General features: G+C 66.9%; 23 protein-coding genes. 2 read left to right on the plus strand and 21 right to left on the minus strand.

All coding sequences use genetic code 11. From position 1 onward, the window contains the following. Nucleotides 1-160: 160 nt before the first annotated feature. The 13 genes from Q4I23_RS00005 to Q4I23_RS00065 all read right to left on the minus strand — a co-directional run bounded on the left by Q4I23_RS00005 (nucleotide 161) and on the right by Q4I23_RS00065 (nucleotide 14,237). Nucleotides 161-445 (minus strand): hypothetical protein, encoded by a 285-nt coding sequence (locus tag Q4I23_RS00005; protein ID WP_454016700.1) that lies wholly within the window; start codon nucleotides 443-445, stop codon nucleotides 161-163. Between the two features lie 172 nt (nucleotides 446-617). Further along, complete coding sequence (gene hflX, locus Q4I23_RS00010; RefSeq protein ID WP_498524918.1) at nucleotides 618-1,877, minus strand: GTPase HflX; 1,260 nt, start codon at nucleotides 1,875-1,877, stop codon at nucleotides 618-620. A 52-nt stretch (nucleotides 1,878-1,929) separates the two neighbouring features. After that, nucleotides 1,930-2,178 (minus strand): RNA chaperone Hfq, encoded by a 249-nt coding sequence (gene hfq / locus Q4I23_RS00015; RefSeq protein ID WP_035675971.1) that lies wholly within the window; start codon nucleotides 2,176-2,178, stop codon nucleotides 1,930-1,932. A gap of 94 nt (nucleotides 2,179-2,272) precedes the next feature. Next, on the minus strand, nucleotides 2,273-2,971 hold the full coding sequence (locus Q4I23_RS00020; protein WP_237906170.1) for an HAD family hydrolase: 699 nt from the start codon (nucleotides 2,969-2,971) through the stop codon (nucleotides 2,273-2,275). Continuing rightward, nucleotides 2,968-3,831 (minus strand): D-amino-acid transaminase, encoded by an 864-nt coding sequence (locus Q4I23_RS00025; protein ID WP_454016702.1) that lies wholly within the window; start codon nucleotides 3,829-3,831, stop codon nucleotides 2,968-2,970. Before Q4I23_RS00025 ends, Q4I23_RS00020 begins: the two co-directional genes overlap by 4 nt. A gap of 42 nt (nucleotides 3,832-3,873) precedes the next feature. Beyond that, nucleotides 3,874-5,250, minus strand: a complete 1,377-nt coding sequence (trkA, locus tag Q4I23_RS00030) for a Trk system potassium transporter TrkA (protein ID WP_014197050.1) — start codon at nucleotides 5,248-5,250, stop codon at nucleotides 3,874-3,876. A gap of 211 nt (nucleotides 5,251-5,461) precedes the next feature. Beyond that, nucleotides 5,462-5,629: a hypothetical protein gene (locus tag Q4I23_RS00035; RefSeq protein WP_498524919.1), complete on the minus strand. Its 168-nt coding sequence runs from the start codon at nucleotides 5,627-5,629 to the stop codon at nucleotides 5,462-5,464. 138 nt (nucleotides 5,630-5,767) lie between these two features. Further along, on the minus strand, nucleotides 5,768-7,168 hold the full coding sequence (gene ntrX / locus Q4I23_RS00040; RefSeq protein WP_454016703.1) for a nitrogen assimilation response regulator NtrX: 1,401 nt from the start codon (nucleotides 7,166-7,168) through the stop codon (nucleotides 5,768-5,770). Further along, a complete protein-coding gene (locus Q4I23_RS00045) occupies nucleotides 7,158-9,479 on the minus strand; it encodes a sensor histidine kinase NtrY-like (protein WP_454016704.1) in 2,322 nt (773 codons plus the stop codon). The genes ntrX and Q4I23_RS00045 overlap by 11 nt, the downstream gene beginning before the upstream one ends. Before the next feature lie 187 nt (nucleotides 9,480-9,666). Continuing rightward, a complete protein-coding gene (gene ntrC, locus Q4I23_RS00050; RefSeq protein ID WP_014197046.1) occupies nucleotides 9,667-11,112 on the minus strand; it encodes a nitrogen regulation protein NR(I) in 1,446 nt (481 codons plus the stop codon). Further along, the gene (locus Q4I23_RS00055; RefSeq protein WP_498524920.1) at nucleotides 11,109-12,311 is read right to left on the minus strand and encodes a two-component system sensor histidine kinase NtrB; all 1,203 of its coding nucleotides are present in this window, start codon (nucleotides 12,309-12,311) and stop codon (nucleotides 11,109-11,111) included. The genes ntrC and Q4I23_RS00055 overlap by 4 nt, the downstream gene beginning before the upstream one ends. Further along, on the minus strand, nucleotides 12,311-13,297 hold the full coding sequence (dusB, locus tag Q4I23_RS00060) for a tRNA dihydrouridine synthase DusB (RefSeq protein WP_498524921.1): 987 nt from the start codon (nucleotides 13,295-13,297) through the stop codon (nucleotides 12,311-12,313). Before dusB ends, Q4I23_RS00055 begins: the two co-directional genes overlap by 1 nt. A 124-nt stretch (nucleotides 13,298-13,421) precedes the next feature. Beyond that, a complete protein-coding gene (locus Q4I23_RS00065) occupies nucleotides 13,422-14,237 on the minus strand; it encodes a cytochrome C assembly family protein (RefSeq protein ID WP_040134121.1) in 816 nt (271 codons plus the stop codon). Nucleotides 14,238-14,438: 201 nt separating this feature from the next. Between Q4I23_RS00065 and Q4I23_RS00070 the strand changes: the two genes are divergently transcribed. Further along, nucleotides 14,439-15,620 (plus strand): bifunctional 2-C-methyl-D-erythritol 4-phosphate cytidylyltransferase/2-C-methyl-D-erythritol 2,4-cyclodiphosphate synthase, encoded by a 1,182-nt coding sequence (locus tag Q4I23_RS00070; RefSeq protein WP_498524922.1) that lies wholly within the window; start codon nucleotides 14,439-14,441, stop codon nucleotides 15,618-15,620. Between the two features lie 72 nt (nucleotides 15,621-15,692). Beyond that, nucleotides 15,693-16,196 carry a CinA family protein gene (locus tag Q4I23_RS00075; protein WP_498524923.1) on the plus strand — a complete coding sequence of 168 codons (504 nt, stop codon included), beginning with the start codon at nucleotides 15,693-15,695 and terminating at the stop codon, nucleotides 16,194-16,196. Between the two features lie 13 nt (nucleotides 16,197-16,209). Here the strand turns inward: Q4I23_RS00075 and Q4I23_RS00080 are convergent, their stop codons facing one another. The 8 genes from Q4I23_RS00080 to Q4I23_RS00115 all read right to left on the minus strand — a co-directional run bounded on the left by Q4I23_RS00080 (nucleotide 16,210) and on the right by Q4I23_RS00115 (nucleotide 24,347). Beyond that, on the minus strand, nucleotides 16,210-16,677 hold the full coding sequence (locus tag Q4I23_RS00080; RefSeq protein ID WP_040134124.1) for a type II toxin-antitoxin system RatA family toxin: 468 nt from the start codon (nucleotides 16,675-16,677) through the stop codon (nucleotides 16,210-16,212). 29 nt (nucleotides 16,678-16,706) lie between these two features. Beyond that, nucleotides 16,707-17,663 carry a lipoyl synthase gene (gene lipA, locus Q4I23_RS00085; RefSeq protein WP_498524924.1) on the minus strand — a complete coding sequence of 319 codons (957 nt, stop codon included), beginning with the start codon at nucleotides 17,661-17,663 and terminating at the stop codon, nucleotides 16,707-16,709. Nucleotides 17,664-17,933: 270 nt separating this feature from the next. Further along, nucleotides 17,934-19,331, minus strand: a complete 1,398-nt coding sequence (gene lpdA / locus Q4I23_RS00090; RefSeq protein WP_498524925.1) for a dihydrolipoyl dehydrogenase — start codon at nucleotides 19,329-19,331, stop codon at nucleotides 17,934-17,936. A gap of 13 nt (nucleotides 19,332-19,344) precedes the next feature. Next, a complete protein-coding gene (locus tag Q4I23_RS00095) occupies nucleotides 19,345-20,676 on the minus strand; it encodes a pyruvate dehydrogenase complex dihydrolipoamide acetyltransferase (RefSeq protein WP_498524926.1) in 1,332 nt (443 codons plus the stop codon). Nucleotides 20,677-20,689: 13 nt separating this feature from the next. Then, nucleotides 20,690-22,087, minus strand: a complete 1,398-nt coding sequence (locus Q4I23_RS00100; RefSeq protein ID WP_498524927.1) for a pyruvate dehydrogenase complex E1 component subunit beta — start codon at nucleotides 22,085-22,087, stop codon at nucleotides 20,690-20,692. A gap of 78 nt (nucleotides 22,088-22,165) precedes the next feature. Then, on the minus strand, nucleotides 22,166-23,182 hold the full coding sequence (gene pdhA / locus Q4I23_RS00105; RefSeq protein ID WP_014198781.1) for a pyruvate dehydrogenase (acetyl-transferring) E1 component subunit alpha: 1,017 nt from the start codon (nucleotides 23,180-23,182) through the stop codon (nucleotides 22,166-22,168). A gap of 212 nt (nucleotides 23,183-23,394) precedes the next feature. Further along, nucleotides 23,395-23,766, minus strand: a complete 372-nt coding sequence (locus Q4I23_RS00110) for an FtsB family cell division protein (RefSeq protein ID WP_014198780.1) — start codon at nucleotides 23,764-23,766, stop codon at nucleotides 23,395-23,397. A gap of 164 nt (nucleotides 23,767-23,930) precedes the next feature. Then, nucleotides 23,931-24,347: an acyl-CoA thioesterase gene (locus Q4I23_RS00115; protein WP_498524928.1), complete on the minus strand. Its 417-nt coding sequence runs from the start codon at nucleotides 24,345-24,347 to the stop codon at nucleotides 23,931-23,933. Nucleotides 24,348-24,428 lie beyond the last annotated feature (81 nt).

Genomic DNA, 24,428 nt, shown 5'->3' on the forward strand with positions numbered 1-24,428 from the left:
GTTATAGTCTCGTGGGCTCGGAGATGTGTATAAGAGACAGGGAGTGCGATCGGGACGCGCAAGGGAATCCGGAAAAAGAAGGCGGGCCGAGCGTCCATTATGGCGCCCTGCCCGCTGCATAGCCACGGACAAATCCTTGTCCCGGCACCCCCCGCCTCCCTCAGGAGCGCGGCAGGCTGTCGCTCGGGGTGGCGTGCAGCGCCCAGGCGGCCAGTTCGGACCGCAGGGCGGCGATCTTGCTGCTTTCCGCCGGGTTGGTTTCCTTGCGCCAAGCGTCACTGATGATTTCCAGAAGACGGGCGCGACCGGCGTTGTCGCGCGACAGTTCCTGGATGCGCAGCACCGCGGCACCGGGCGACAATTGCTCCTGCCGGGCGACCAGGGTCACCTGATCGGCCAGGAAGGCGGTGATCGAAAAGTGTGTTGGATCGGTCTGCAAACGCATAGGCGGGCCTCCTCCCGGGGATAACCCATCGGCTCCCCGGCTCAAATATCGGGGGCGCGTTGGGAAAAGGCTACACCTCGGACGTCGTAGGACGGGGCTGAAATCGGGCGCGTCATGTCGTCGCATGTGCACGAACGAATTATGACGCGCCCGATTCCTTTATGGCGAAAGATCAGCCGTGCACGAACCGCTTCTCGAAACGGGCCAGATCCGCCGGGTCGATGGCCACCTGGATGTGGGCCTGGACCTCATCGTCCCGCCGCTCCAGCACCTCACCTTTTTCATAGAGCCACGCGAGCGCCGCCCCGTCCCCCAACGCGACGGACAGGTCCACCACATGGCGGTGGGCATTCATCCGCTGGTCGAGCAGCCGGTCGAGATCGGCGATCCCCGCCCCCGACAGGGCGGACACCGCGACGGCGCGCGGGTTGCGGGCCGTCTGGGCCAGGATCGCCTCGCGGGACTCCTCGTCCAGCGCATCGATCTTGTTCAGCACTTCGATCACGCGGTCGTCGGCGTCCGGGTCGATGCCCATATCGCTCATGACCTCGTGCACGTCGGCCTTCTGGGCCTCGCTGTCCTGGTGGGACACGTCGCGGACATGCAGGATGATGTCGGCGGCGTCGACCTCCTCCAGCGTGGCGCGGAAGGCGGCGACGAGGCCGTGCGGCAGGTCGGAGATGAATCCCACGGTGTCCGACAGGATCACCTTGCGCCCGGACGGCAGGGTCACCTGACGCATCGTCGGGTCCAGCGTGGCGAACAGCAGGTCCTTGGCGAAGACGTCGGCGTTGGCCAGCCGGTTGAACAGCGTCGACTTGCCGGCGTTGGTGTAGCCGACCAGAGCCACCACGGGGTACGGCACCTTGGCGCGGGCCTTGCGGTGCAGACCGCGGGTGCGGCGGACCTCCTCCAACTCCTTCTTGATCTTGACGATTCGGTCGCCGATCAACCGGCGGTCCATCTCAAGCTGGGATTCACCGGGGCCGCCGAGGAAGCCGAAGCCGCCGCGCTGGCGTTCCAGGTGGGTCCAGGAGCGGACGAGGCGCGACTTCTGGTAGGTCAGGGCCGCCAGTTCGACCTGGAGCATGCCTTCGCGCGTGCGGGCGCGGGCGCCGAAGATCTCCAGGATCAGGCCGGTGCGGTCGATGACCTTGACCTTGAGGGCCTTCTCCAGATTGCGCTGCTGCACCGGCGACAGCGCGTGGTCGAGGATGACGAGGGATGCCTCCGTCTCCTCCACGATCTGGGCAAAATGCTCCACCGTCCCCGACCCGAGAAGGATCGAAGGCTGCGGGCGGTTCACCCGCGCGCATTCGGCGTGCACGACCTCCAGATCGATGGCGCGGGCAAGGCCCACCGCCTCGTCCAGGCAGGATTCGGGATGGCGCAGGACCCCGTCCGCCTCATTGCGGAGGACGGGGTGGACCACGATGGCGCGGCCGGAGGCATCAGGCGTCCGGCCATTGCCATTGGTCGAAAAATCAGACGTTTTCACCTTCCTTGGGCGGCTCGAAGAGTTGGATCGGATGCGCGGGCATCACGGTGGAGATGGCGTGCTTGTAGACGAGCTGCGAATGCGCATCGCGCCGCAGCAGAACCGAGAAGTTGTCGAACCAGGTGATGATTCCCTGAAGTTTAACACCGTTCACAAGGAACACGGTTACGGGAGTCTTGTTCTTGCGGACGTGGTTGAGGAACACGTCCTGCACATTTTGGCTTTTTTCAGACATTTTATGTCGCCCCCTTCTTCAGTGTTTTTTGGGGCCCCTTGTTAGAAGCCCGCCCCCTGCAGCGATAAGGTATGGCTGGTCGCAACCGTCTCGACTACTGGTCATCCGATATGGTGTCACCACCGTTGCCCACCAAGCCGCACAATGCATGGCAGGTGTCGTACCGGTGGGCCGGAGGGAAGCGGGTGAAGCCGCTGCCCTCGCCTGCCCCTATTAGCACCGGGACCATTCCCGCGCCATGGGCACATTCCATGTCGATGTCGGCGTCCCCTACGAACCAGACGTCCGGACCCGGCGGAATGTTCGCCGGTTCCAGCGCCATCATCACCGGTGCGCCGTGCGGCTTGTCGAATTCGGCGTCCTGGGCGCCGACCAGACGGCCGAAATAGCCGGTCCAGCCCAGCGCGTCGGCTTCCGCCCGCAGGAAGCGGCCGGTCTTGTTCGAGACCACCGCCTGATAGATTCCGCGCTCGGCGAAGCCGCGCAGCAGGGATTCCGCACCCGGCAGGGGCCGGAGATGCTCCAGGTGATGCGCCTCGAAATAGGCGTAGAAAAGGTCGCGCGCGTCGGTCCAGCGCTCCCCGAAGATGCGGGGGAAGCTGTCGCGCAACGACTGCTTGATGCGCTCCCGCGCCTCATCCTCGGTCCAGGCCGGATGGCCGAAGGTGACCAGCGCGTGGTTCAGCGCGGCGCGCACCGTGCCCCAATTGTCGACCAGCGTGTTGTCCCAGTCGTAGAGGACGGCGCGCGGCAGCACAGGCAGGCGGTCGATGACGGCGGCGGCGTCACTCATGACGGCACCCCGGCGGCCACATAATCGAGATAAGCCTGACGCAGCGTGCGCGTGACCGGCCCCGGCCGGCCCTCGCCCACCGGCTTCCCGTCGATGCGGGTCACCGGAAGCGCGAAGGTGCCGGCGGAGGACACGAAGGCTTCGCGGGCGGCGAGCGCCTCCTCCACCGTGAAGCTGCGCTCCTCCACCGGAATGCCGCGCTCGCCGGCCAGCCGCAGAAGCGACAGGCGGGTGATGCCGTTGAGGATCTTCTGCGACGGGGCGCGGGTCACCAGCACGCCGTCCTGCGTGACGATCCAGGCGTTGGAAGAGGACCCCTCCGTCACCGTGCCGTCCGGGTCGATCAGCCACGCCTCGTAGGCGCCCGATTGGGCGGCCTGCTGCTTGGCCAGCACCGGCGCGAGGAGGCCGACCGTCTTGATGTCCCGCCGGCCCCAGCGGATGTCGGGCACCGTGACAACGGACACGCCCTTCTCGAGCTGCTCCGGCTTGGCGAAGGCGGTGACCCGCTTGACGGTCATCACCAGCGTCGCGGGGATGTCCACCGGGAACTTGAAGTCGCGCGGGGCGACACCGCGGGTGACCTGAATGTAGAGCGAACCGTTGCGGACACCGTTCCGCCGCACCAGCTCGCGGGCGATCATCGTCACGACGCGCGGCGCCGCCGGCCAGTCCATGCGCAGTTCCGACAGGCTGCGGCCCAGACGCTCCATATGGCCGTCCAGGTCCGCGAAGCGCCCATCGAGGAGGGTCACCACCTCATAGACGCCGTCGGCGAACTGGAAACCGCGATCTTCCACATGAACCGCCGCCTGCCGGTGCGGCAGGTAACGGCCGTTGACGTATGCCCATCGAGCCATGGAGGTTCTTTTTGTTGGTGCCAAAAACGATACGGGAGACGATCAGAAGAATTCAAGCCGGACGGCGAACATCTTCTCCACCTTTTTCACCTGACCCGCGGTGGCGAGGATGATGACGCGGTCCTTCGGGCGGATCACCGTGGCCGGGCGCGGGATGATGACCTCGTCGCCGCGCACGATCGCTCCGACGATGACCCCGGAGGGCAGCTTCACCTCCCGCAGCGGCGTGTTCACCACCGCTGAGGTTTCCAGCGCCTCCGCCTCGATGACCTCGGCAAAGCCGTCGCGCAGGCTGTGCACCGCGCGGATGCGGCCGCGACGGACGTGCTGGAGGATGTTCGACACGGTGATGGCGCGCGGGCTGACCACCGCGTCGATCCCCAGCGGCGACACCAGCGAGGTGTAGGACGCCTTGTTGATCAGCGTGATGGCGCGCTTCGCCCCATGCCGCTTGGCGAGCAGCGAGGAGAGGATGTTGCCCTCGTCGTCGTTGGTCACGGCGACCACCGTCTCGGTGGCGCGGACGTTGGCCTCCTCCAGGATTTCCGGGTCCAACCCGTCGCCGTGCAGCACCATGGTGCGCGACAGGCGCTGCGCCACGAACTGGGCGCGGCTGCGGTTCATCTCGATGATGCGGGCGGTGACGTGGGGGTACTTGGCCTCCAACTCCTCCGCCAGGCACAGCCCGATGTTGCCGCCACCCAGGATGATGATGCGGCGGGCCTCCACCTCTTCATGACCGAAGGCGGCCATGGCGCGGTTCAGGTGGCGGTTGTCGCAGGCGAAATAGACCTCGTCGCCGGGCAGCATCTGGTCGTCGCCGCCGGGGATGAAGGACCGGTCGTTGCGGATGATCGCCACCACCTCCAGCCCAAGGTCGGGGAACAGGCCGGTCAACTGGCGCAGCGGCGTGTGCAGCACCGGGCAGGTTTCCGTGCACAGCACGCCGACGACGCGGACCTTGCCGTCCGCCAGCGGGATCATGTCGAAGGCGCCCGGCACCTGGAGCCGGCGGGCGATGGCGCGCGCCACCGCGATCTCCGGGGAGATGATGACGTCGATCGGCATGTGGTCGCGGCTGAACAGGTCCGCCCAGATCGGCTTCAGATAGCTCTGGTTGCGGACGCGGGCGATCTTGGTCGGCACCTTGAACAGGGCGTGCGCGACCTCGCAGGCGACCATGTTGATCTCATCGATCTGGGTGACCGCGATGATCATGTCAGTCTCGCCCGCCCCCGCCGCCTCAAGAACGTCGGGGTGTGAAGCGTGGCCGACCATGGCCTGCACGTCGAGCGTATCGCTGATTCGCTGGATGAGTTCCGGCGAATGGTCGATCACCGTGACGTTGTTGCCCTCGGACGCCAGATAGCGCGCGATGTTCGAGCCGACCTGCCCGGCTCCGCAAACGATGACCTTCACGGCCTTTGCACCCTTCCCCGCCCATTTTCCAGGCACTTAGGACAGGGACCTTATCATTTTGCGGCAGAGCGCACCAACTCTATGTTTGCGAAGGGAAATACGGGCCAACATGCGAGCGTGGACAGGAAGAGGGGTGACGGATGCGCCCTGCCCCATCACCCCTCCCCCGGCAATCATCGCGAAACGGAGACCCGTTTTCCCGGCTTTGGCGTCAGCTGTTGTCGATCGTGTAATAGAACTGCGTGACGACTCCTTCCGGAGCACCGTCCTTGCGGGTGTCGAAGTTGAAGTCCTGCGACCGGCCATCGATGTTGACCGATCCCTGGAAATGGGCCGGCCCGTTGAAATTCACACCGATCAGCAGAATCAGAGGACGCACACCAACGACACAAGTCGGCAAGCACCGCCCTCAGACAAAATAAAAGCAGGTTCCCAAGCCGCCCGCGTTCGGGACATGCTCGGAATACCTGCTTTAGGAGAAAGGGCGGTTCCTTGTGCTTGACGATGCTGGGCAAGCCTACTCGACGAACAGCTTGCCCTTCTCGCTGCCGTGCACGCCGAGCGATTTCAGCTTCCGGTGCAAGGCGGAACGCTCCATCCCCACGAAAGAGGCGGTGCGGGAGATGTTGCCGCCGAAGCGCGTCACCTGGGCCAACAGATACTCGCGCTCGAACACCTCGCGCGCCTCGCGGAGCGGCAGGCCCATGATCTCGCCACCCTTGTCCCATTTCAGGACGGTGGGGGTGATGGCACCGATTTCCGGCGGCAGCTGGTCGGCGCGGATCGGCTCCTTGGGATCGCCCTGCGCCATGATGAGCAGCCAATCCACCACGTTGCGCAACTGCCGCACGTTGCCCGGCCAGTCGTAGGCCTGCAGCGCGGCCATGGCGTCCTCGCCGAAGTCGCGGGCCGGCAGGCCGGCGGCCTCCGCCGAGCGCTGCATGAAGTGGCGGGCCAGCAGCGGGATGTCCTCGCGCCGCTCGGCAAGCGAGGGCACGCGGATCGGCACGACGGCAAGACGATAGAACAGGTCCTGGCGGAAGCGGCCCTGGTCGATTTCCGCCTGGAGGTCGCGGTTGGAGGTCGCAATGACGCGCACGTCCACCTCAACCCGCTGGCCGCCACCGACCCGCTCGAACACCTGCTCCTGCAGGGCGCGGACGATCTTGCCCTGGGTTTCCAGCGGCATGTCGGCCACCTCGTCGAGCAGCAGCGTGCCGCCGTGCGCCTGTTCGAAGGTGCCGATCTTGCGCCCGCCACCGTCCACACCGGCTTCCGTGCCGAACAGCTCCATCTCCAGCCGGTCGGGACGCATGGTGGCGCAGTTCAACCCGACGAAGGGGCCGCCGGCCCGGCGCGACCGCGCGTGGATCAATCGGGCCACCACCTCCTTGCCGGAGCCGGCGGGGCCGGTGACGAGAACGCGGCTGCCGGTGGGCGACACCTTCTCGATGCTCTGGCGGACGTGGTTGACGGCGGTGGACCGGCCGATCAGTTCCACCTCGCCGCCGGCGCGCAGCTTCAGCTCCTCGTTCTCGCGCTTCAGCCGGGCCGCTTCGATGGCGCGGTCCACCATCAGCAGCAGCCGGTCGGCCTTGAAGGGCTTCTCGATGAAGTCGTAGGCGCCGATCTTGATCGCCGAGACGGCGGTCTCGATGTTGCCATGGCCGGAGATCATGATGACCGGCAGGTTCCGGTGGTCGCGCATCAGCTGTTCGAGGATTTGAAGCCCGTCCAGCCGGCTGCCCTGGAGCCAGATGTCCAACACCACGAGGCTCGGCCGGCGGGCGGAGACCTGGGCGAACGCCTGATCGGCGTCGGCGGCTTCACGCGTCTTCATGCCTTCGTCGTTCAGGATGCCGGCGATCAGCATCCGGATGTCCGCTTCGTCGTCGACGATCAGAATGTCATGCGCCATGGGCTGCGTGCCTCTTCTCTTCACCGGTCTCCGCCGGCGTGCCAACGCCGCCGGGGGCATCGCCCGCGGCCGTGCCGGAGCTGTTGGACGTGTTGGGGATGACCAGCCCGACGCGCGCCCCGCCGCCTTCGCGGTCCTCCAGGGTCAGCACGCCGCCGTGGTCCTCCATGATCTTCTTGACGATTGCCAGCCCCAGTCCCGTGCCTTTCGCGCGCGTCGTCACGTAGGGCTCGGTCAGCCGGTCGCGTTCCTCGGTCGGCAGGCCCTTGCCGTTGTCCTCGATGATCATGGCGATGCGCTCGGCATCGGCCTCGACCCGGATGGCGACATGGCCGGGCGGCAGCTCCGCGCCTTCGGCCGGCGGTGGGCGCCCTTCGATGGCGTCCGCGGCGTTCTGCAGCAGGTTGGTCAGCGCCTGGCTGATCTGGCGGCTGTCGCAGGGCACGGTGAGCGGCCCCTGGGGAAGCGCCATGTCGAACTTGATCTTGCCGGCGTGCGCGCTGGATTGCAGGAAAACCGCCTGCCGGACGAGGTCGTTGAGGTTGCAGGGCTTCATCACCGGCTGCGGCATGCGTGCGAAGGCTGAGAATTCGTCCACCATCCGCCGGATGTCGTCCACCTGACGGACGATGGTGTCCGTGCACATGGTGAAGACCTCGGTGTCGGTGGTGATCTCCTTCAGGTACTTGCGGCGCAGCCGCTCGGCGGAGAGTTGGATCGGCGTCAGCGGATTCTTGATCTCGTGGGCGATGCGGCGGGCGACGTCGGCCCAGGCCGCCTTGCGCTGGGCGGAGACCAGTTCGGTGATGTCGTCGAACGTCACCACATAGCCGCGGATCTCCCCGCTGCCCCGCCCTTCGGTGGAGATGCGGACGAGCAGCGTCAGCGGCGTCGTGCCGGGACGGCGGATCTGGATCTGGTCCTGCACCACCCGGCCGGGGCGGCCCGGCGCATGGTCCAGAAGCTCGCCCATCTCCGGCGACAGCTCGGCCAGCTTCATCCCGATCAGGCTTTCCGCGTCCTCGACGCCGAGAAGGCGCGCAGCCGAGAAGTTGGGAAGGGTGATGCGACCCTCCGCATCCAACCCGATCACGCCCGCCGACACGCCGCCCAGCACGGTCTCGGTGAAGCGGCGGCGCTCGTCGATCAGGCGGTTGGCGGAGAGAAGTTCGTGCCGCTGGCTTTCGATCTCCGTCGTCATGCGGTTGAAGGCGCGCGACAGCAGGCCAAGCTCGTCCTCGGCGGGCGGCTCGGTCACCCGGACGGTCAGGTCGCCGGCGCGCACCCGCTCCGCGGCACCGATCAGGGCGCTGATCGGCCGCGCCAGCCGCGTCGCGAAGATCAGCCCCGCCCAGACCGCCGCCAGCAGAAGCAGCATGGCCACGACCAGGAAGATCAAGGTGAAGGTGATCTGCAGGCTGCCACGCTGGCTTTCCAGCGCCCCGAACTCCCGCACTGCCCCTTCCGCCGAGGCCATGTGCGAGAGCACGCGCGGTTCAACCATGCGGCCGACATAGAGATAAGTGTCGGCGAAACGGTCCAGCCGGACCAGCGCACGCACACGGTCGTCGTTCTCGCTGACGATCATCGCCACCTCGCCGCGTCGGGCGGTGGCAAGCTTGTCGTCGGGGATCGGGTCGAACTCCAGCGCGAAGGTGTAGCCGGAGCGCGCGACAATGGCGCCGGTCGTGCCGTTGAAGACGATGGCCTCCGACAGGGCGCGCAGCATCGCCTGGGTGGCGACCACCTGCTCGAACCGCTCGGGATCGCTGGCGAGGCGCGCCGCCTCCTGGTTCAGGTCGTTCGCCATGGCGAGCGCATCGGCGCGGATGTTCTGCTGGTGCTCGTGGAGATAGGCGCTGGCGACCGCCAGCGATTCGTTCACCGCCGTGCGCACCCGCTCGCTGAACCAGGACTGCACGCCGACATAGAAGAAGACCGTGGAGAAGATGGCCATGATGATGGCTGGCGCGACGGCGAGAAGGCTGAACACCGCGACCAGACGCACATGCATCTGCGACCCGGCGAGGCCGCGCCGCCGCCCGATCCACAGATAGACAATGCGCCGTGCGATCAGCACGCCGAGCAGCAGCAGAAGCGCCAGATCGAGGGTCAGCAGCCACGTGACGGTCCGCGGGTTGGTTTCCCCGAAGGGCGCGCTCTCCGTCAGCGCCGTATAGGTCGCGAAGCCCGCCACCAGGGCCGCCAGGGACAGCGCGAAGGCAAGCCGCTTCGCCAACCCGACCCGGATTGCCCAGCGAAGGAACTGCTGCCAAAGCGGCGTGGCGGTTTCAGGGGGTGTGGACGACATGAATTCCGGCAACCAGTCTGTTGCCAGAATGATACACGAGCTGTTGCCATCCTGCCAAGCGGCAACCCCTCTGCCTTTCGCACAGTCCCTAAGGAGCATTGCGAACGGCAGAGGTGCCGGAAGTCTGTCGCAAAAACACCACGCTGTGGGATTGCGGCGACGCCCGGCCAATCCGCCGGGCGCCGGATCACTTCAACCCGCGCACCACCTGGATGTCGAGATCGCGGATCTTCTTGCGCAGCGTGTTGCGATTGAGTCCGAGCAGTTGCGCCGCCTTGATCTGGTTGCCCCGCGTCGCCGAGAGGCTGAGCGAGATCAGGGGACGTTCGACCTCGCGCAGCACCCGGTCATAGAGGCCGTTTGACGGCATCCCGTCCTTGTGTGCGGCGAAATAATCCTTGAGGTGGCGCTCCACGGCGGCGGACAGGCCCTCGCCTTGCGGTTCCTCCACCGGCTGGGCGGCGGGCGTGGTGTCGGCAAGCTCCGCCTCCACCACGTCGAGCCCAATGACCTCCTGCGAATAGAGCGCGGCGAGGCGGCGGACGAGGTTCTCCAGCTCGCGGACGTTGCCGGGCCAGCGGTAGCGCTTCAACCGGTCCATGGCGGGCTGGTCGATGCTCTTCACCGGCAGCCCTTGGGCCGAGCATTGGTTCAGGAAGTGGCGAACCAGGAGCGGCACGTCCTCCGTACGCTCGCGCAGCGGCGGCAGACGGATGGGAACGACGCACAGACGATAGAACAGATCCTCGCGGAACAGGCCCTGGCGGATCAGGGTGCGCAGGTCACGGTGGGTCGCGGCGACGATGCGTACGTCCGTCTTGATTGGTGTACGTCCGCCGACGGTGGTGTACTCGCCTTCCTGCAGCACGCGCAGCAGGCGGGTCTGCGCCTCCAGCGGCATGTCGCCGATCTCATCGAGAAACAGGGTGCCGCCCTGCGCCTGCTCGAAGCGGCCGGTCGACCGGTTGGTGGCTCCGGTAAAGGCGCCCTTCTCGTGACCGAACAGCTCGGACTCGATCAGTTCGCGCGGGATGGCCGCCATGTTGATGGCGACGAAGGGGCCGTTGCGCCGCTTGCCGTAATCGTGCAGCGCGCGGGCCACCAGTTCCTTGCCGGTGCCCGACTCGCCGGTGATGGTCACCGTCAGGTCGGTGCCCATCAAACGGGCAAGGACGCGGTAGATCTCCTGCATGGCCGGCGAGCGGCCGATCAGGGGAAGCTGCTCGTCCGCCTCGCCGGCGTCGGCGGGCAGCGCCGCCGGCGGCGTGTTGGAGTTCAGCGCCCGCTCGACAACCGAGACCAGCTCCTTCAGGTCGAAGGGCTTGGGCAGGTACTCGAAGGCGCCGCGCTCCGCCGCCTTCACGGCGGTGATAAGCGTGTTCTGCGCGCTCATCACGATGATGCGCAGGTCGGGCCGGATCTTCTTGATCCGTGGGATCAGGTCCAGCCCGTTCTCGTCGGGCATCACCACGTCAGTGATGATGAGGTCGCCCTGCCCGTCCGCCACCCAGCGCCAGAGCGTGGAGGCGTTGCCGGTGGTGCGCACCTCGTGCCCGAGACGGGCGAGGGCCTGGGTCAGAACGGTGCGGATGGCGCGGTCGTCGTCCGCAACCAGGATCGTGGCTGCACTCATCCGATGGCCCCTCGGATGCCTCTGGCCGGTGCAGGATCGCCGCTCATCTGCGCTTCATCGAACATGGGTAGCGAGACCTTGAAGACGGTGCGGCGCGGCTGGCTGTCAAATTCGATGACGCCGCCGTGGTCGCCGACGATTTTGGCTACCAATGCAAGCCCCAGGCCAGTCCCATTGACCTTGGTCGTAATGAACGCATCGAAGAGGTTGGAGCGCAGATCGTCGGGTATGCCGTCCCCATTATCCTGAACGGACACCAGCAACGGCAGGTGCAGGCGGGTGTCGCCGCCGGGCAGGGCCATGCGGACGCCGTGCTGATAAGATGTGCTGAGTATGATCTCGCCGCCCGATTCCGGTGCAGCTTCTGCTGCATTTTTAATCAGGTTGAGGAAAATCTGGATGAGCTGGTCGCGGTTGCCATAAACTGGCGGCAGGGATGGGTCGTAGCGCTCGATGAAACGGATGTTCCGCGCGAAGCCGCTCTGGGCCACCTTGCGGACATGCTCCAGAACGGTGTGGATGTTCACCGCATCGCGTTCCAGCGGGCGCTGGTCCGAGAAGACCTCCATCCGGTTGACCAGGGCGACGATGCGGTCGGCCTCGTCGCAGATCAGCCGGGTGAGCACCCGGTCGGACTCGCTGCAGTTCTCTTCCAAGAGCTGCGCCGCCCCGCGGATGCCCGACAGCGGATTCTTGACCTCATGCCCGAGCATCGACGCCATGGCGGTGACCGAGCGGGCGGCGTTGCGGTGGGTCAGGGAATTGTCGATCTTGCGGGCCAGCGTGCGTTCGTTGACCGTCAGCAGCACATGGTCGGCGGGCTCGCCCAGCGCGGTGACCCGCACAGTGACATGGTGCGGACCGATGCGCGGCGTGTCGATGACGACGCCCTCCTGCGAGGCGCGGTGGCGGCCCTGCTGGACCTGCTCGATCAATTGGCTGACCGGGCTGTTGGGCGGCAGCAGCTCCGCCAGGGGCATGCCTTCCATCATGGCGGCGGACAGGCCGAAGAACTCCTGCGCCTCCAGATTGACGTAGCGGATGTCGCCGGAACCGTCGACGACGAGAACCGGGTCGGGGAGCGCGTTCAGCATGATGGACGGATCGATGCAGGAGCGGACGGGTCGGTAGGAACCGGAGGGCGCACGGGGCCGCGCCGGGCGGCGGGGCAATGGAGCAGCGGCAGATGCACGGGCCATCAGGCAGCCATCCTTTCGATCGCCGGGGCGTAGAAGTCGCGGATGAAGCCTCGCACTCGTTCGGGATCGGACATGCGGTTGACCTCCGAGCGGAATTCGGCGGAGTCGCGCAGGCCCGTTGAGTACCAGGAGATGTGCTTGCGGGCGACGCGCAGCCCGCCTTCAACGCCGTAATGGGTCAGCATGGCGTCGTAATGCTCCAGCAGTGCGTCGAGCTGCTCGTGGAGCGGCGGGTCGGGCAACCGCTCGCCGGTGCGGATGTAATGCATCACCTGGGCGGGGAACCAGGGGCGCCCGTAGGCGCCGCGCCCGATCATCACCCCGTCGGCGCCGGACTCGGCGAGCGAGCGGTCCACGGCGTCGAAGGAGGTGATGTCGCCGTTGACCACAACCGGAATCGACACCGCCTCCTTCACGGAGCGGATGAAGGACCAGTCGGCGGTGCCGTTGTAGAACTGCTCGCGGGTGCGACCGTGAACGGTGACCAGCTTGATCCCGCACTCCTCCGCGATGCGGGCGAGACGAGGCGCGTTCAGGCTGTTGTCGTCCCAGCCCTTGCGCATCTTCAGCGTCACCGGGATCGAGACCGCCTTCGCCGTGGCCTCCAGGATGCGGGCGGCGAGCGCCTCGTCGCGCATCAGGGAGGAGCCAGCGTGGCCGTTGACCACCTTCTTCACCGGGCAGCCGAAGTTGATGTCGATGATGGCCGCCCCGCGGTCTTCGTTCAGCTTCGCCGCCTCGGCCATCACGTCGGGCTCGCAGCCGGCGAGTTGGACCGCCATGGGGAACTGCTCCGGCTCGCACTCGACCATGCGCAGCGTTTGGCGGTTCTCACGGATCATCGCCTGGCTTGCGACCATCTCTGAAACGACCAGTCCGCAGCCCGACTGCTTCACCAGCCGCCGGAACGGCAGGTCGGTGACGCCGGACATAGGAGCGAGGATCACCGGACCCTCAAGCGAGATGGTGCCGATTTGAATGGCCATGTTCACCTGCCCACATCATGGGCACATTAGCGATATGATGAGAATTTGTGCACGGTAGCACAGCGTTTCGGCATGTTGCAAGTGCACATCCCACGAACGCCGCGCTGGCTGTCATGCGTGGGGGTTAGCCGAGCAGGACGTCGGTGACGAACTTGACGCCCGGATAGGCGAGAGTCAGCAGCAGATAGGCGATCAGCACGAGACGCGCGGCCATCCGCCCGCGCACGCCGGTGCGGGCGTGGGCGAGCAGCAACCCACCGATGACGACGAAGCTGGCGACGGACAGAAGCGTCTTGTGGTCGGCGCGCAGCAGCGCGCCGGTTTCGTAATAGAGCACCGCCATTCCCGTGGCGAGACCGGCCCCCAGAACCGCCTCCGAGGCGCCGAGGAGGTGGAGTTGCATCCGCTCGCTTTCCGTCACCGGGGGCAGGAACCGGGTCAGCGGCGTCGGGCGTTTCGACTTCAGCGCCCGCTCCTGAAGGAAGGCGGCGAGCGACGCCACGGCGGCCATGGTCAGCAGCGCGTAGGTGATGACCGATACGGCGATGTGCAGGTCGATCCAGATGCCCGGCGCCCCGCCGCGCAGCACCGGCGCCGGCGCCTGCTGGGCCAGCGTCGCGAAGGCGCCGACGGTCAGCAGATAGGGCAGCAATAGCGGCGAGAGCCGCCACGCCGACCGGGTCAGCGCGCTCATCGCCATGAACAGCAGCATGCAGGCGGCGATGGTGATCCACAGCGCGGTGGACAGGCCGGTGTGCCAGCGTCCCGCCACCTGGGTCAGCGCCCAGGCCGCCGGTCCGGCGAAACCCAGCGCCAGGGCGCCCCAGAAATAGGCGGAGCGGCCATCCGCCCCCTGCCCCGCGATCCGGTGATACGGGTAGATGGACGCCGGCAGCAGAGCCATCAGCGCGGTCAGGCTGTAGACGATGTTCTGCGACATGCGGCGGACCCGTGCCCTTCCCTCTGCGGAAACCCAAAGTCGCTGCTGGACCCAAAGTGGCTGTTGGACAAGTCTCTGAAGCTCTTGGCGGAACGCCGGTGAGCGGCTAGGCTCCGCTGCGTCCGGCCGCCATGACGTAAGCGTCACGCGGACGGCCCGTCAAGCGCGGATACCATAGCCCAAACGGCAGGGAAACGCCCCATGTCTTCCATTAACGCGTCTTCCTGCGTCGCGCTGATCGTCGCCGCCGGGACTGGACAGCGGTTCGGCGCCGAGCGGCCCAAGCAATATCTCGATCTGGCCGGCCAGCCGGTTCTGCGCCGCACAGTCGAGGCCTTCCGGCGCCACCCCAAGGTGAGCGCGGTGCGCGTCGTCATCAATCCCGCCTTTCGCGATCTCTACGATGCGGCCGTCGCGGGGCTGGACCTACCCGAACCGGTGGCCGGCGGGGCATCCCGCCAGGATTCGGTGCGCAACGGGCTGGAGGCGTTGGCCGACTCGGCGCCGGGCCTCGTGCTGATCCACGACGCGGCCCGCCCGCTGATCGACGCCGGTACCATCGACGCGGTGATCGCGGCGCTCGACACCCACCCCGCGGCGCTGGCCGCCGTTCCGGTCGCCGACACGCTGAAGCGCGGCAATGGCGGTCCGGACGGGGAGCTTGCGGCCGGCACGGTGGACCGCAGCGGCCTGTGGCGCGCCCAGACCCCGCAGGGCTTCCGCTTTCCCGAGATCCTGGCCGCGCATCGCGACGCCGCCGGGCTGGAGTTGACCGACGATGCGGCGGTCGCCGAACGCGCCGGGCTACTGGTCGCGCTGGTGCCCGCCAGGGAGGAGAATTTCAAGGTGACGACCCCCGACGACCTGACCCGCGCCACCCGCGCGCTCGACTCCGCCCTGTCCGACATTCGCACCGGATCGGGCTTCGACGTGCACCGCTTCGCCGAGGGCGATCACGTCACGCTTTGCGGCGTGCGGGTTCCGCACACGCACCGGCTGGACGGCCATTCCGACGCCGACGTCGGGCTGCATGCGCTGACCGACGCCATCCTGGGCGCGCTGTGCGCCGGGGACATCGGCAGCCATTTCCCGCCCAGCGACCCGCAATGGCGCGGTGCCGACAGCGCGCTGTTCCTGAAACACGCGGCGGAGTTGGTGACGGCGCGCGGCGGGCGGATCGCCCATGTCGACGTGACGATCATCTGCGAGCGCCCGAAGGTCGGCCCGCACCGCGAGGCGATGACCGCGCGCGTTGCCGAAATTCTGGGCATGCCGGTGGACCGGGTCAGCGTGAAGGCGACGACGACCGAGCGGCTCGGCTTCACCGGGCGCGGCGAAGGCATCGCGGCGCAGGCGATGGCGACGGTCCGTCTGCCGGGATAGCATGAGCTTTCCGTAGCCCTCCCCCAGAAGGAGAGAGGGGCTGGTTTTGGCACGACGACGAAAGGGACCCGCATGTTTCCCGATCACATCCGCGAACTCGCGGCCAAGCTGCTCGCGGAATACGAATTGGCCGGCTACAGCCTGGCGACCGCCGAATCCTGCACGGGCGGTCTGATCGCGGGCGCGCTGACCGACATCGCGGGGTCGTCCAAGGTGGTGGATCGCGGCTTCGTCACCTACTCCAACGTCGCCAAGTCGGAGATGCTCGGCGTGCCGCCCAGCCTGATCTACGCCCACGGCGCGGTCAGCGCGGAGGTGGCGGTGGCCATGGCAGTGGGCGCCCTGGCGAAGTCGAAGGCCGACGTGACGGTGGCGGTTACCGGAGTTGCCGGACCCGGCGGCGGGACACCGGAAAAGCCGGTCGGGCGCGTCTACATCGCCACGGCGGTCCGGCGCGGCGCCGCCAAGCACAAGGAATACACCTTTCCCGGCGACCGCAAGGCGGTGCGCCTCGCGACCGTGCAGACCGCGCTGGAGCGGCTGCGCACGGCCCGCCCGGAAACCGCGATTCGCTGACGGAGGAGCGGCCTCAGGCGGTTCGCGCCGCGGCGGGCCGGGTGGCGCCGTTGCCATAGAGCTGGTTGGCGCGGGTCTCGAAGGCCTGCACCATCCGGCGCACCGCCTCGTTGAACAGCACGCCCATGATCTTCTGCAGCATCTTCGAGCGGAACTCGAAATCCACGTAGAAATCCACGCAGACTCCGCCCTCGTGCGGGGTGAAGATCCAGTGGTTGTTCAGGTACTGGAACGGCCCCTCGGTGTACTGGACGTTGATGCGGCGGTTCGCCTCGTCCAGTTCCACCCGCGAGGTGAAGCGTTCGCGGACCATCTTGAAGCCGATGACGAGGTCCGCGAACATCACGTCGCCTTCGCGGCGGCGGATGCGGGCAGCGAGGCACCAGGGCAGGAACTCCGGGTACTTCTCCACATCGGCGACCAGCCGGTACATCTGTTCCGGCGTGTAGGGAAGAACCTTCTTTTCCGCGTGCGTCGGCATACCCGCTCCGTTTCTCTTTCGGCCGCCTCTCAGCCCACCGCTGCCGCGAGCTTGCGGAGACGAGCCTCCCGCAGCTTCGCGAAGTCCGCCCCCGCGTGATAGCTGGAGCGGGTCAGCGGCGTCGAGGCCACCATCAGGAAACCCTTGCCGCGGCCAAGTGTTGCGTAGCTCTGGAATTCTTCCGGAGTCACGAACCGGTCCACCGCCGCGTGCTTGGGCGTCGGCTGGAGGTACTGGCCGATCGTCATGAAGTCAACATCGGCGGCACGCAAGTCGTCCATCACCTGCCCGACCTCCTCGCGCGTCTCGCCCAGGCCCACCATGATTCCGGACTTGGTGAACATCGACGGGTCCAGCTCCTTCACCCGCGCCAGCAGCTGCAGCGAGGTGAAGTAGCGCGCGCCCGGACGAATCGTCGGGTAGAGGCGCGGCGCCGTTTCCAGATTGTGGTTGAAGACGTCGGGCTTCGCCTCGACCACCACCTCCACGGCCCCCTTCTTCTTCTGGAAGTCGGGGGTCAGGATCTCGATGGTCGTGTCGGGCGACGCGGCGCGGATGGCGCGGATGGTCCGGGCGAAATGCTCCGCCCCGCCGTCCTCCAGGTCGTCGCGGTCCACCGAGGTGACGACGACGTGGCTCAGCTTCAGCTGGGCCACCGCCTCACCCACGTTGTCCGGCTCGTGCGGGTCGAGCTGGTCGGGGCGGCCGGTGCCGACGTTGCAGAAAGCGCAGCCGCGGGTGCAGACGGACCCGAGGATCATGAAGGTCGCGTGCTTGTGCTTCCAGCACTCCCCGATGTTCGGGCAGGCCGCCTCTTCGCACACGGTGTTGAGCTTGAGCCCGCGCATCAGGTTGCGCGTCTCGTTGTATTCCTGGCTGGTCGGCGCCTTGACGCGAATCCAGCCCGGTTTGCGCTGGATCGGGTTGTCGGGCTTGTGGGCCTTTTCGGGATGGCGAAGCTTCTCGGGGTGATCGGCCACGGTCATGGTCTGAAGTGCTCCCACGGGCTGCCCGATGGCAGCGCCGATGCTGAACGGTAACGCGCCGCCGACGGCGCAAGGGACACGGCGCAAGGCCGGCGGACACGGTCCCGCCGGATAGGCCGGAATGACCGACCGGTCAAGTCTGATTATCAGCCGCGACGAAACAACACCGCCAAAAGGATGACGGCGCCCGAATCGTCCCTCCCCCGCCCCGGGGGGCGAGGGAGGAAACGACCGTCGATCAGACCCCACTCAGTCGATCAGACAGGCCACTTAGAAGTGGATGGCCCGGCCGTAGGCATCAAGAACCGACTCGTGCATCATCTCCGACAGGGTCGGATGCGGGAACACCGTCTGCATCAGCTCCTGCTCGGTGGTCTCCATGGTCTTGGCGACCGTGTAGCCCTGGATCAGCTCCGTCACCTCGGCGCCGACCATGTGGGCACCCAGCAGCTCGCCGGTCTTGGCATCGAACACGGTCTTCACCATGCCGTCCGCCTCGCCCAGCGCGATGGCCTTGCCGTTGCCGATGAAGGGGAAACGACCGACGCGGACCTCGTAGCCCGCCTCCTTCGCCTTCTTCTCGGTCAGACCGACCGACGCGATCTGCGGGTGCGAGTAGGTGCAGCCCGGGATGTTGCGGACGTCCAGCGCGTGCGGGTGCTTGCCGGCGATGTGCTCGACGGCGATGACGCCCTCGTGGCTGGCCTTGTGGGCGAGCCAGGGAGCCCCCGTCACGTCGCCGATGGCGTAGACGCCCGGCTCGTCGGTCTGGCAATTGGCGTTGGTCTTGATGTGGCCGCGGTCGGTCTGGACCTTGGTGTTCTCCAGGCCCAGATTCTCCGTGTTCGGCGAGATGCCGACGGCGAGGATCACGCGGTCGACCGTGATGTCCTCGGTCTTGCCGTTGGCTTCCACCGCCACCGTCACGCTGTCGGCACCCTTGCGCAGGTTGCCGGCCTTGCCGTTGGTGATGATGCGCATGCCCTGCTTTTCGAACTGCTTGCGGGCGAAGGTCGAGATTTCCTCGTCCTCGACCGGCAGGATGCGGTCCATCACCTCAACCACCGTCACCTTGGCGCCCAGCTCGTTGTAGAAGCTGGCGAACTCGATGCCGATGGCGCCGGAGCCGATGACCAGCAGCGACTTCGGCGTCGTGTTCGGGGTCATCGCCTTGCGGTAGGTCCAGACGAGGTTGCCGTCGTCCTCCAGACCCGGAAGGGTGCGGGCGCGGGCGCCCGTGGCGATGATGATGTTCTTCGCCCCGAAGGTGCCGACCGCCGCACCGCCCTTGGACACGGCCACCTGCCCCTTGCCGAGCAGCTTGGCCTCGCCCTCGATGACGGCGACCTTGTTCTTCTTCAGCAGGTGCTTGACGCCGCCGTTGAGCTGCCCCGCCACCTTGCGGGACCGCTGAACCACCTTGTCCAGGTCGAAGGACGGGTTCTGGATGACCAGCCCGTACTCCGTGGCGTGCTTGGCGTTGCGCAGCACCTCGGCCGAGCGCAGGAGCGCCTTGGTCGGGATGCAGCCCCAATTGAGGCAGATGCCGCCGAGGTTCTCACGCTCCACCACCGCGGTGCTGAGGCCGAGCTGGGCGGCGCGGATCGCCGCCACATAGCCACCCGGGCCGCCGCCGATGACGATGAGGTCGTAGTTCATGTCAGCCATGGTCAGCGCCCCCTTACAGCAGCATGCTCAGCGGGTCCTCGATCAGCTTCTTGAAAGCCGCGAGGAATTCCGCACCCTGCGCGCCGTCGGCGACGCGGTGGTCCACGGTGACCGAGACGGTCATCACAGTGGCGATGGCGAGCGCGCCGTTCTTCACGACCGGACGCTGCTCACCGGCGCCGACCGCCATGATGCAGGCCTGCGGCGGGTTGATGATCGCCGCGAACTCCCGGATGCCGTACATGCCGAGATTGGAGATCGAGAAGGTGCCCCCCTGGTACTCTTCCGGCTTCAGCTTGCCGTCGCGGGCGCGCTCCGCCAGACCCTTCATCTCGTTGGAGATTTCGGCCAGGCCCTTGGTCTCCGCCTTCTTGACGATGGGCGTGATCAGGCCGGTCGGGGTGGCCACGGCGACCGAGATGTCGACGTGGTCGTAACGGAGGATGGCCTCCTCCGACCAAGCGGCGTTGATGTTCGGGAACTTCTTCAGCGTCAGCGCGGCGGCGCGGATGATGAAGTCGTTGACCGACAGCTTGTAGTCCTTGGAGCGGGCGTTCAGGTCGGCGCGGACCTTCAGCAGCGCGTCCAGCTCGCAGTCGATGGCCAGGAAGTAATCCGGCACCGTCTGCTGCACCTCGGTCAGACGACGGGAGATCGTCTTGCGCATGGAGCTGTTCGGCTGCGCCTTGTAGCGCATGCCCAGCTTGTCCGAGAGGTCCTTGGCGTCGATGCCCGCGGCCTTCGGGGCCGCAGCGGCGGCGGCCGGAGCAGCCGCCGGGGCGGCGGCGGGAGCCTGGGCGGCGGCCTGCGGAGCGGCAGCCTTGGCGGTGCCGCCGGCCTTGGCGGCCTCGATGTCAGCCTTGACGATGCGGCCGTTCGGGCCGGAGCCCTTGACGGCCTTCAGGTCGAGACCGGCCTGCTCGGCCAGACGGCGGGCCAGCGGGCTGGCGAACACGCGGCTACCGCTCTGGGCGGCGGGAGCCGGAGCGGCCGCGGCCTGCGGAGCCGGAGCCGCCGAAGCGGAAGCCGCCGGGGCCGGAGCAGCGGCAGGCGCAGCGGCCGGAGCTGGAGCGGCGGCCTTGGCGAGCGCGCTGTCGTCCTCACCCTCTTCCAGCAGCACGGCGATCGGGGTGTTCACCGCGACGCCCTGCGTGCCGGCCTGCACGAGGATCTTGCCGAGACGGCCTTCGTCGGCCGCCTCGACTTCCATGGTGGCCTTGTCGGTTTCGATCTCGGCGATCACGTCGCCGGACTTCACCGCGTCGCCTTCCTTCTTCAGCCACTTGGCGAGGTTGCCCTCGGTCATGGTCGGAGAGAGGGCGGGCATGAGAATCTGGATGGTCATTCGCTCGCCCTCCTTACTTGCGGTAGCAGGCCTTCTTCGCCGCTTCCGCGATGCGGTCGGGCGAAGGAAGGACGAGCTTTTCCAGGTTCGCCGCGTAGGGCATCGGCACGTCGAGGCCGGTCACGCGGATCACCGGGGCGTCCAGATAGTCGAAGGCCTGCTCCATCATCAGGGCCGACAGCTCGGCGCCGATGCCGCAGGTCGGCCAAGCCTCCTCGACGGTGATGAGGCGGTTGGTCTTCTTGACCGAGTTGACGATGGTCTTGGTGTCGAGCGGACGAATCGTGCGCAGGTCGATGACCTCGGCGCTGATCCCGTCCTTCTCCAGGAGGTCGGCGGCGGCGAGCGCGTAGCTGACCATCAGCGAGTGGGCGGTGATCGTCACGTCCGTGCCGGCGCGGCGGATCTTGGCGCGGCCGATCGGAACGATGAAGTCCTCGCTCTCCGGCACCTCGAAGGACTGGCCGTAGAGGATCTCGTTCTCGAGGAAGATGACCGGGTTCGGATCGCGGATCGCCGACTTCATCAGGCCCTTGAAGTCCGACGCGCTGTAGGGGGCGACGACCTTCAGGCCGGGCACGCTGGCGTACCAGGGGGTGAAGTCCTGGCTGTGCTGCGCGGCGACACGGGCGGCGGCGCCGTTCGGGCCGCGGAACACGATCGGGCAGCCCATCTGGCCGCCGGACATGTACAGCGTCTTGGCCGCCGAGTTCACGATGTGGTCGATCGCCTGCATCGCGAAGTTGAAGGTCATGAACTCGACGATCGGGCGCAGGCCGCGGAAGGCCGCGCCGACGCCCAGGCCGGCGAAGCCGATCTCGGTGATCGGCGTGTCGATGACGCGGTCGGCGCCGAACTCCTGGAGCAGGCCCTGCGACACCTTGTAGGCGCCCTGGTACTGCGCGACTTCCTCGCCCATCAGGAAGACGGTCGGGTCGCGGCGCATCTCTTCGGCCATGGCGTCGCGCAGCGCTTCGCGAACGGTCTTCTTCACCGTCTTGTCGAAGAACTTGTCCTCGTCCGAAGCCGGCGGCGCGGCGGCCGGGCCGCTGGCCGGACCGACCGGCAGGGTGGCTGGGGCATGCGCGCCCGTATCCTTCACCACCGGCTCGGCGGCGACCTTCGGGGCCGGCGTCGGGGAGCCGGACACGGCGTCGGTGACGCTCTCGCCCTCGCCGAGGATCACGGCGATGGGGGTGTTCACGGCGACGTTCTCGGTGCCCTCGGCGACCAGGATTTTGCCGATGCGGCCTTCGTCGACCGCCTCGACCTCCATGGTCGCCTTGTCGGTCTCGATCTCGGCGAGCACGTCGCCGGACTTGACCTCGTCACCTTCTTTTTTGACCCATTTCGCCAGCTTGCCCTCGGTCATGGTGGGCGACAGCGCCGGCATCAGCACTTCGATCGGCATTCCTCAACCTCCGGCGGCGCGGGTTCACCGGGAGGCGAAGCCTCCGGCCCTCGGCGCCGCTCCTGCTTATCGTTGTCGTCAGGCTTCGACCAGGACGTCCGTCCACAGCTCCGCCGGATCGGGCTCGGGGCTCTGCTGCGCGAATTCGGCAGCCTCGGTCACCACGGCCTTGACCTCGCGGTCGATTTCCTTGAGCTGGTCCTCGGTCACGTAAGCGCCTTCCAGCAGGACGCGCTTCAGGTTGTCGATCGGATCGGACTCGCTCCGCATCTTCTCGACCTCCTCCTTGGTCCGGTACTTGGCCGGGTCGGACATCGAGTGGCCGCGGTAGCGGTAGGTCTTCATCTCGAGGATGACCGGGCCGTTGCCGGCGCGGATGTACTCCACCCACTTGTCGGCGGCCTCGCGGACCTCGAGGACGTCCATGCCGTTGACCTGATGGCCGGGAATGCCGTAGGCCGCGCCGCGCTGGTGCAGTTCGCCCGCCGAGGCGCGCTCCTGCGAGGTGCCCATGGCGTACTTGTTGTTCTCGATCACGTAGAGCACCGGCAGCTTCCACAGCGCCGCCATGTTGAAGCTCTCGTAAACCTGACCCTGGTTGATGGCGCCGTCGCCGCAATAGACCGCGGACAGGCCGTCATCCTTGTTGTACTTGTGCGAGAAGGCGAGACCGGTGCCCAGCGGGACCTGCGCGCCGACGATGCCGTGGCCGCCATAGAAGTTCTTCTCGCGGCTGAACATGTGCATCGAGCCGCCCTTGCCCTTGGAGTAGCCTCCACGGCGGCCGGTCAGCTCGGCCATCACGCCCTTGGGGTCCATGCCGCAGGCCAGCATGTGGCCATGGTCACGGTAGCTGGTGATGACGTCGTCGTTGTCCTTCAGCGCGGCCTGGATGCCGACCACGACGGCTTCCTGGCCGATGTAGAGGTGGCAGAAACCGCCGATGAGGCCCATGCCGTAGAGCTGGCCCGCCTTCTCCTCGAAGCGGCGGATCAGAAGCATCTCGCGATAGTACTTGATCAGGTCCTCGGTCGAAGCGGCCTGCTTCGAAGCGGAGTCAGTCTGCGCCTTCGGACGGCGTCGTGACGCGGCCATGTTTCCTCCCCAGGGTTTATGCAGCGACGGCAAGCGAACAGCCAGGGCTGCAGCACGTTGCGAGGGTACATCCCACTTATGAGGGTGCATCCCCCTCGCACCGGAAGCGGATGCGGGGCGCACAGTACACGACAAGCGCACGAGACGCAAATATCTGTTTTTAAACGCGAAATTCGGCGTTAACCGGCTTTCGGTTAATTCACTGATATGACCTACTTCTCAGCGCTAGCATCACCTTCGACCTGCGCCGGAGGGAGTGCGATTATGACGTCGCGGGGGCCTGAAAGGTTCAACATCGTGCGCGCACGCTCGTCCAGCATGTCGCGGTCCAGGTGGTCGCTGCGCATCAGTTGCGCGCGGCGGTCCATTCGCTCGCGCTCGGCCTTCACCTGATCCAGGACGGATTCCGCCGTGGCGATCTCCGCCTTCAGGTGGTTCATGGCGAGCAGCCCGCGGTCCCCCTGGACGGCGTAGTAGACGAAGTAGGCGACGACGCAGGAGCCGATGGCCGGCCCGATGGCCTGGCGAAGGGCGCTTTTCGCGGCGCGTTTCAGCGAGTCGGTGAGGTTCTGGAGCATGGTCATGGCGGTATGATGGAATCATACGCGATTCCTTCGGTCAAACGGAAAAGAAGCAATCCGAAAGAATTCACCGCGCCATGCTCTTTGCGCCGCCGAGTAATAGGCGCCCTACACCCTCAAAAGAGAGAGGCACAGTGCGCAACCTTCGAAAGAAGGCGGATTCCGCGTCATTCCGGCGGAACCTCGCGCGGGCGGCGGTCCTCGCCGATGGCGACGTAGGTGAAGACGCCCTCCGTCACCTTGATCGCCTCCCCGGCGCTGCGCTGGCGGCGCACCCAGGTCTCGACGCGCACGCGGATGGAGGTGCGGCCCACCTTGATCACATGGGCGAAGCAGCTCACCTCGTCGCCGACATAGACCGGCTTGTGGAAGGTCATCGCCTCGATCCCCACCGTCGCCACGCGACCGCCCGCCCGGCGCAGTGCGGCGACGCCGCCGGCCAGATCCATCTGGGACAGCAGCCAGCCGCCGAAGATGTCGCCGTTGGGGTTGGTGTCCGCCGGCATGGCGATGGTGCGCAGTGCCGGTCCGCCCTCCATGTCAGGTTGGGCTTGGTTTTGATCGGTGGGAGTGCCGTCGCTCATCGTGACTCCGCCCTGGTTCGTTCTGGGGTCGAAAAAGCGCATCACAAAATATGGTGCGAGGAGTATATAGGAGCCACCGCA

It is taken from the genome of Azospirillum sp. UFLA03-27, from assembly GCF_059803775.1.

Bases quoted from the DNA above. Each gene is read 5' to 3' on its own strand.
- Q4I23_RS00005 (WP_454016700.1), bottom strand. From the start codon at position 445: ATGCGTTTGCAGACCGATCCAACACACTTTTCGATCACCGCCTTCCTG.
- hfq (WP_035675971.1), bottom strand. From the start codon at position 2,178: ATGTCTGAAAAAAGCCAAAATGTGCAGGACGTGTTCCTCAACCACGTC.
- Q4I23_RS00020 (WP_237906170.1), bottom strand. From the start codon at position 2,971: ATGAGTGACGCCGCCGCCGTCATCGACCGCCTGCCTGTGCTGCCGCGC.
- Q4I23_RS00025 (WP_454016702.1), bottom strand. From the start codon at position 3,831: ATGGCTCGATGGGCATACGTCAACGGCCGTTACCTGCCGCACCGGCAG.
- ntrX (WP_454016703.1), bottom strand. From the start codon at position 7,168: ATGGCGCATGACATTCTGATCGTCGACGACGAAGCGGACATCCGGATG.
- Q4I23_RS00045 (WP_454016704.1), bottom strand. From the start codon at position 9,479: ATGTCGTCCACACCCCCTGAAACCGCCACGCCGCTTTGGCAGCAGTTC.
- ntrC (WP_014197046.1), bottom strand. From the start codon at position 11,112: ATGAGTGCAGCCACGATCCTGGTTGCGGACGACGACCGCGCCATCCGC.
- Q4I23_RS00055 (WP_498524920.1), bottom strand. From the start codon at position 12,311: ATGGCCCGTGCATCTGCCGCTGCTCCATTGCCCCGCCGCCCGGCGCGG.
- dusB (WP_498524921.1), bottom strand. From the start codon at position 13,297: ATGGCCATTCAAATCGGCACCATCTCGCTTGAGGGTCCGGTGATCCTC.
- Q4I23_RS00065 (WP_040134121.1), bottom strand. From the start codon at position 14,237: ATGTCGCAGAACATCGTCTACAGCCTGACCGCGCTGATGGCTCTGCTG.
- Q4I23_RS00070 (WP_498524922.1), top strand. From the start codon at position 14,439: ATGTCTTCCATTAACGCGTCTTCCTGCGTCGCGCTGATCGTCGCCGCC.
- Q4I23_RS00075 (WP_498524923.1), top strand. From the start codon at position 15,693: ATGTTTCCCGATCACATCCGCGAACTCGCGGCCAAGCTGCTCGCGGAA.
- Q4I23_RS00080 (WP_040134124.1), bottom strand. From the start codon at position 16,677: ATGCCGACGCACGCGGAAAAGAAGGTTCTTCCCTACACGCCGGAACAG.
- lipA (WP_498524924.1), bottom strand. From the start codon at position 17,663: ATGACCGTGGCCGATCACCCCGAGAAGCTTCGCCATCCCGAAAAGGCC.
- lpdA (WP_498524925.1), bottom strand. From the start codon at position 19,331: ATGGCTGACATGAACTACGACCTCATCGTCATCGGCGGCGGCCCGGGT.
- Q4I23_RS00095 (WP_498524926.1), bottom strand. From the start codon at position 20,676: ATGACCATCCAGATTCTCATGCCCGCCCTCTCTCCGACCATGACCGAG.
- Q4I23_RS00100 (WP_498524927.1), bottom strand. From the start codon at position 22,087: ATGCCGATCGAAGTGCTGATGCCGGCGCTGTCGCCCACCATGACCGAG.
- pdhA (WP_014198781.1), bottom strand. From the start codon at position 23,182: ATGGCCGCGTCACGACGCCGTCCGAAGGCGCAGACTGACTCCGCTTCG.
- Q4I23_RS00110 (WP_014198780.1), bottom strand. From the start codon at position 23,766: ATGACCATGCTCCAGAACCTCACCGACTCGCTGAAACGCGCCGCGAAA.
- Q4I23_RS00115 (WP_498524928.1), bottom strand. From the start codon at position 24,347: ATGAGCGACGGCACTCCCACCGATCAAAACCAAGCCCAACCTGACATG.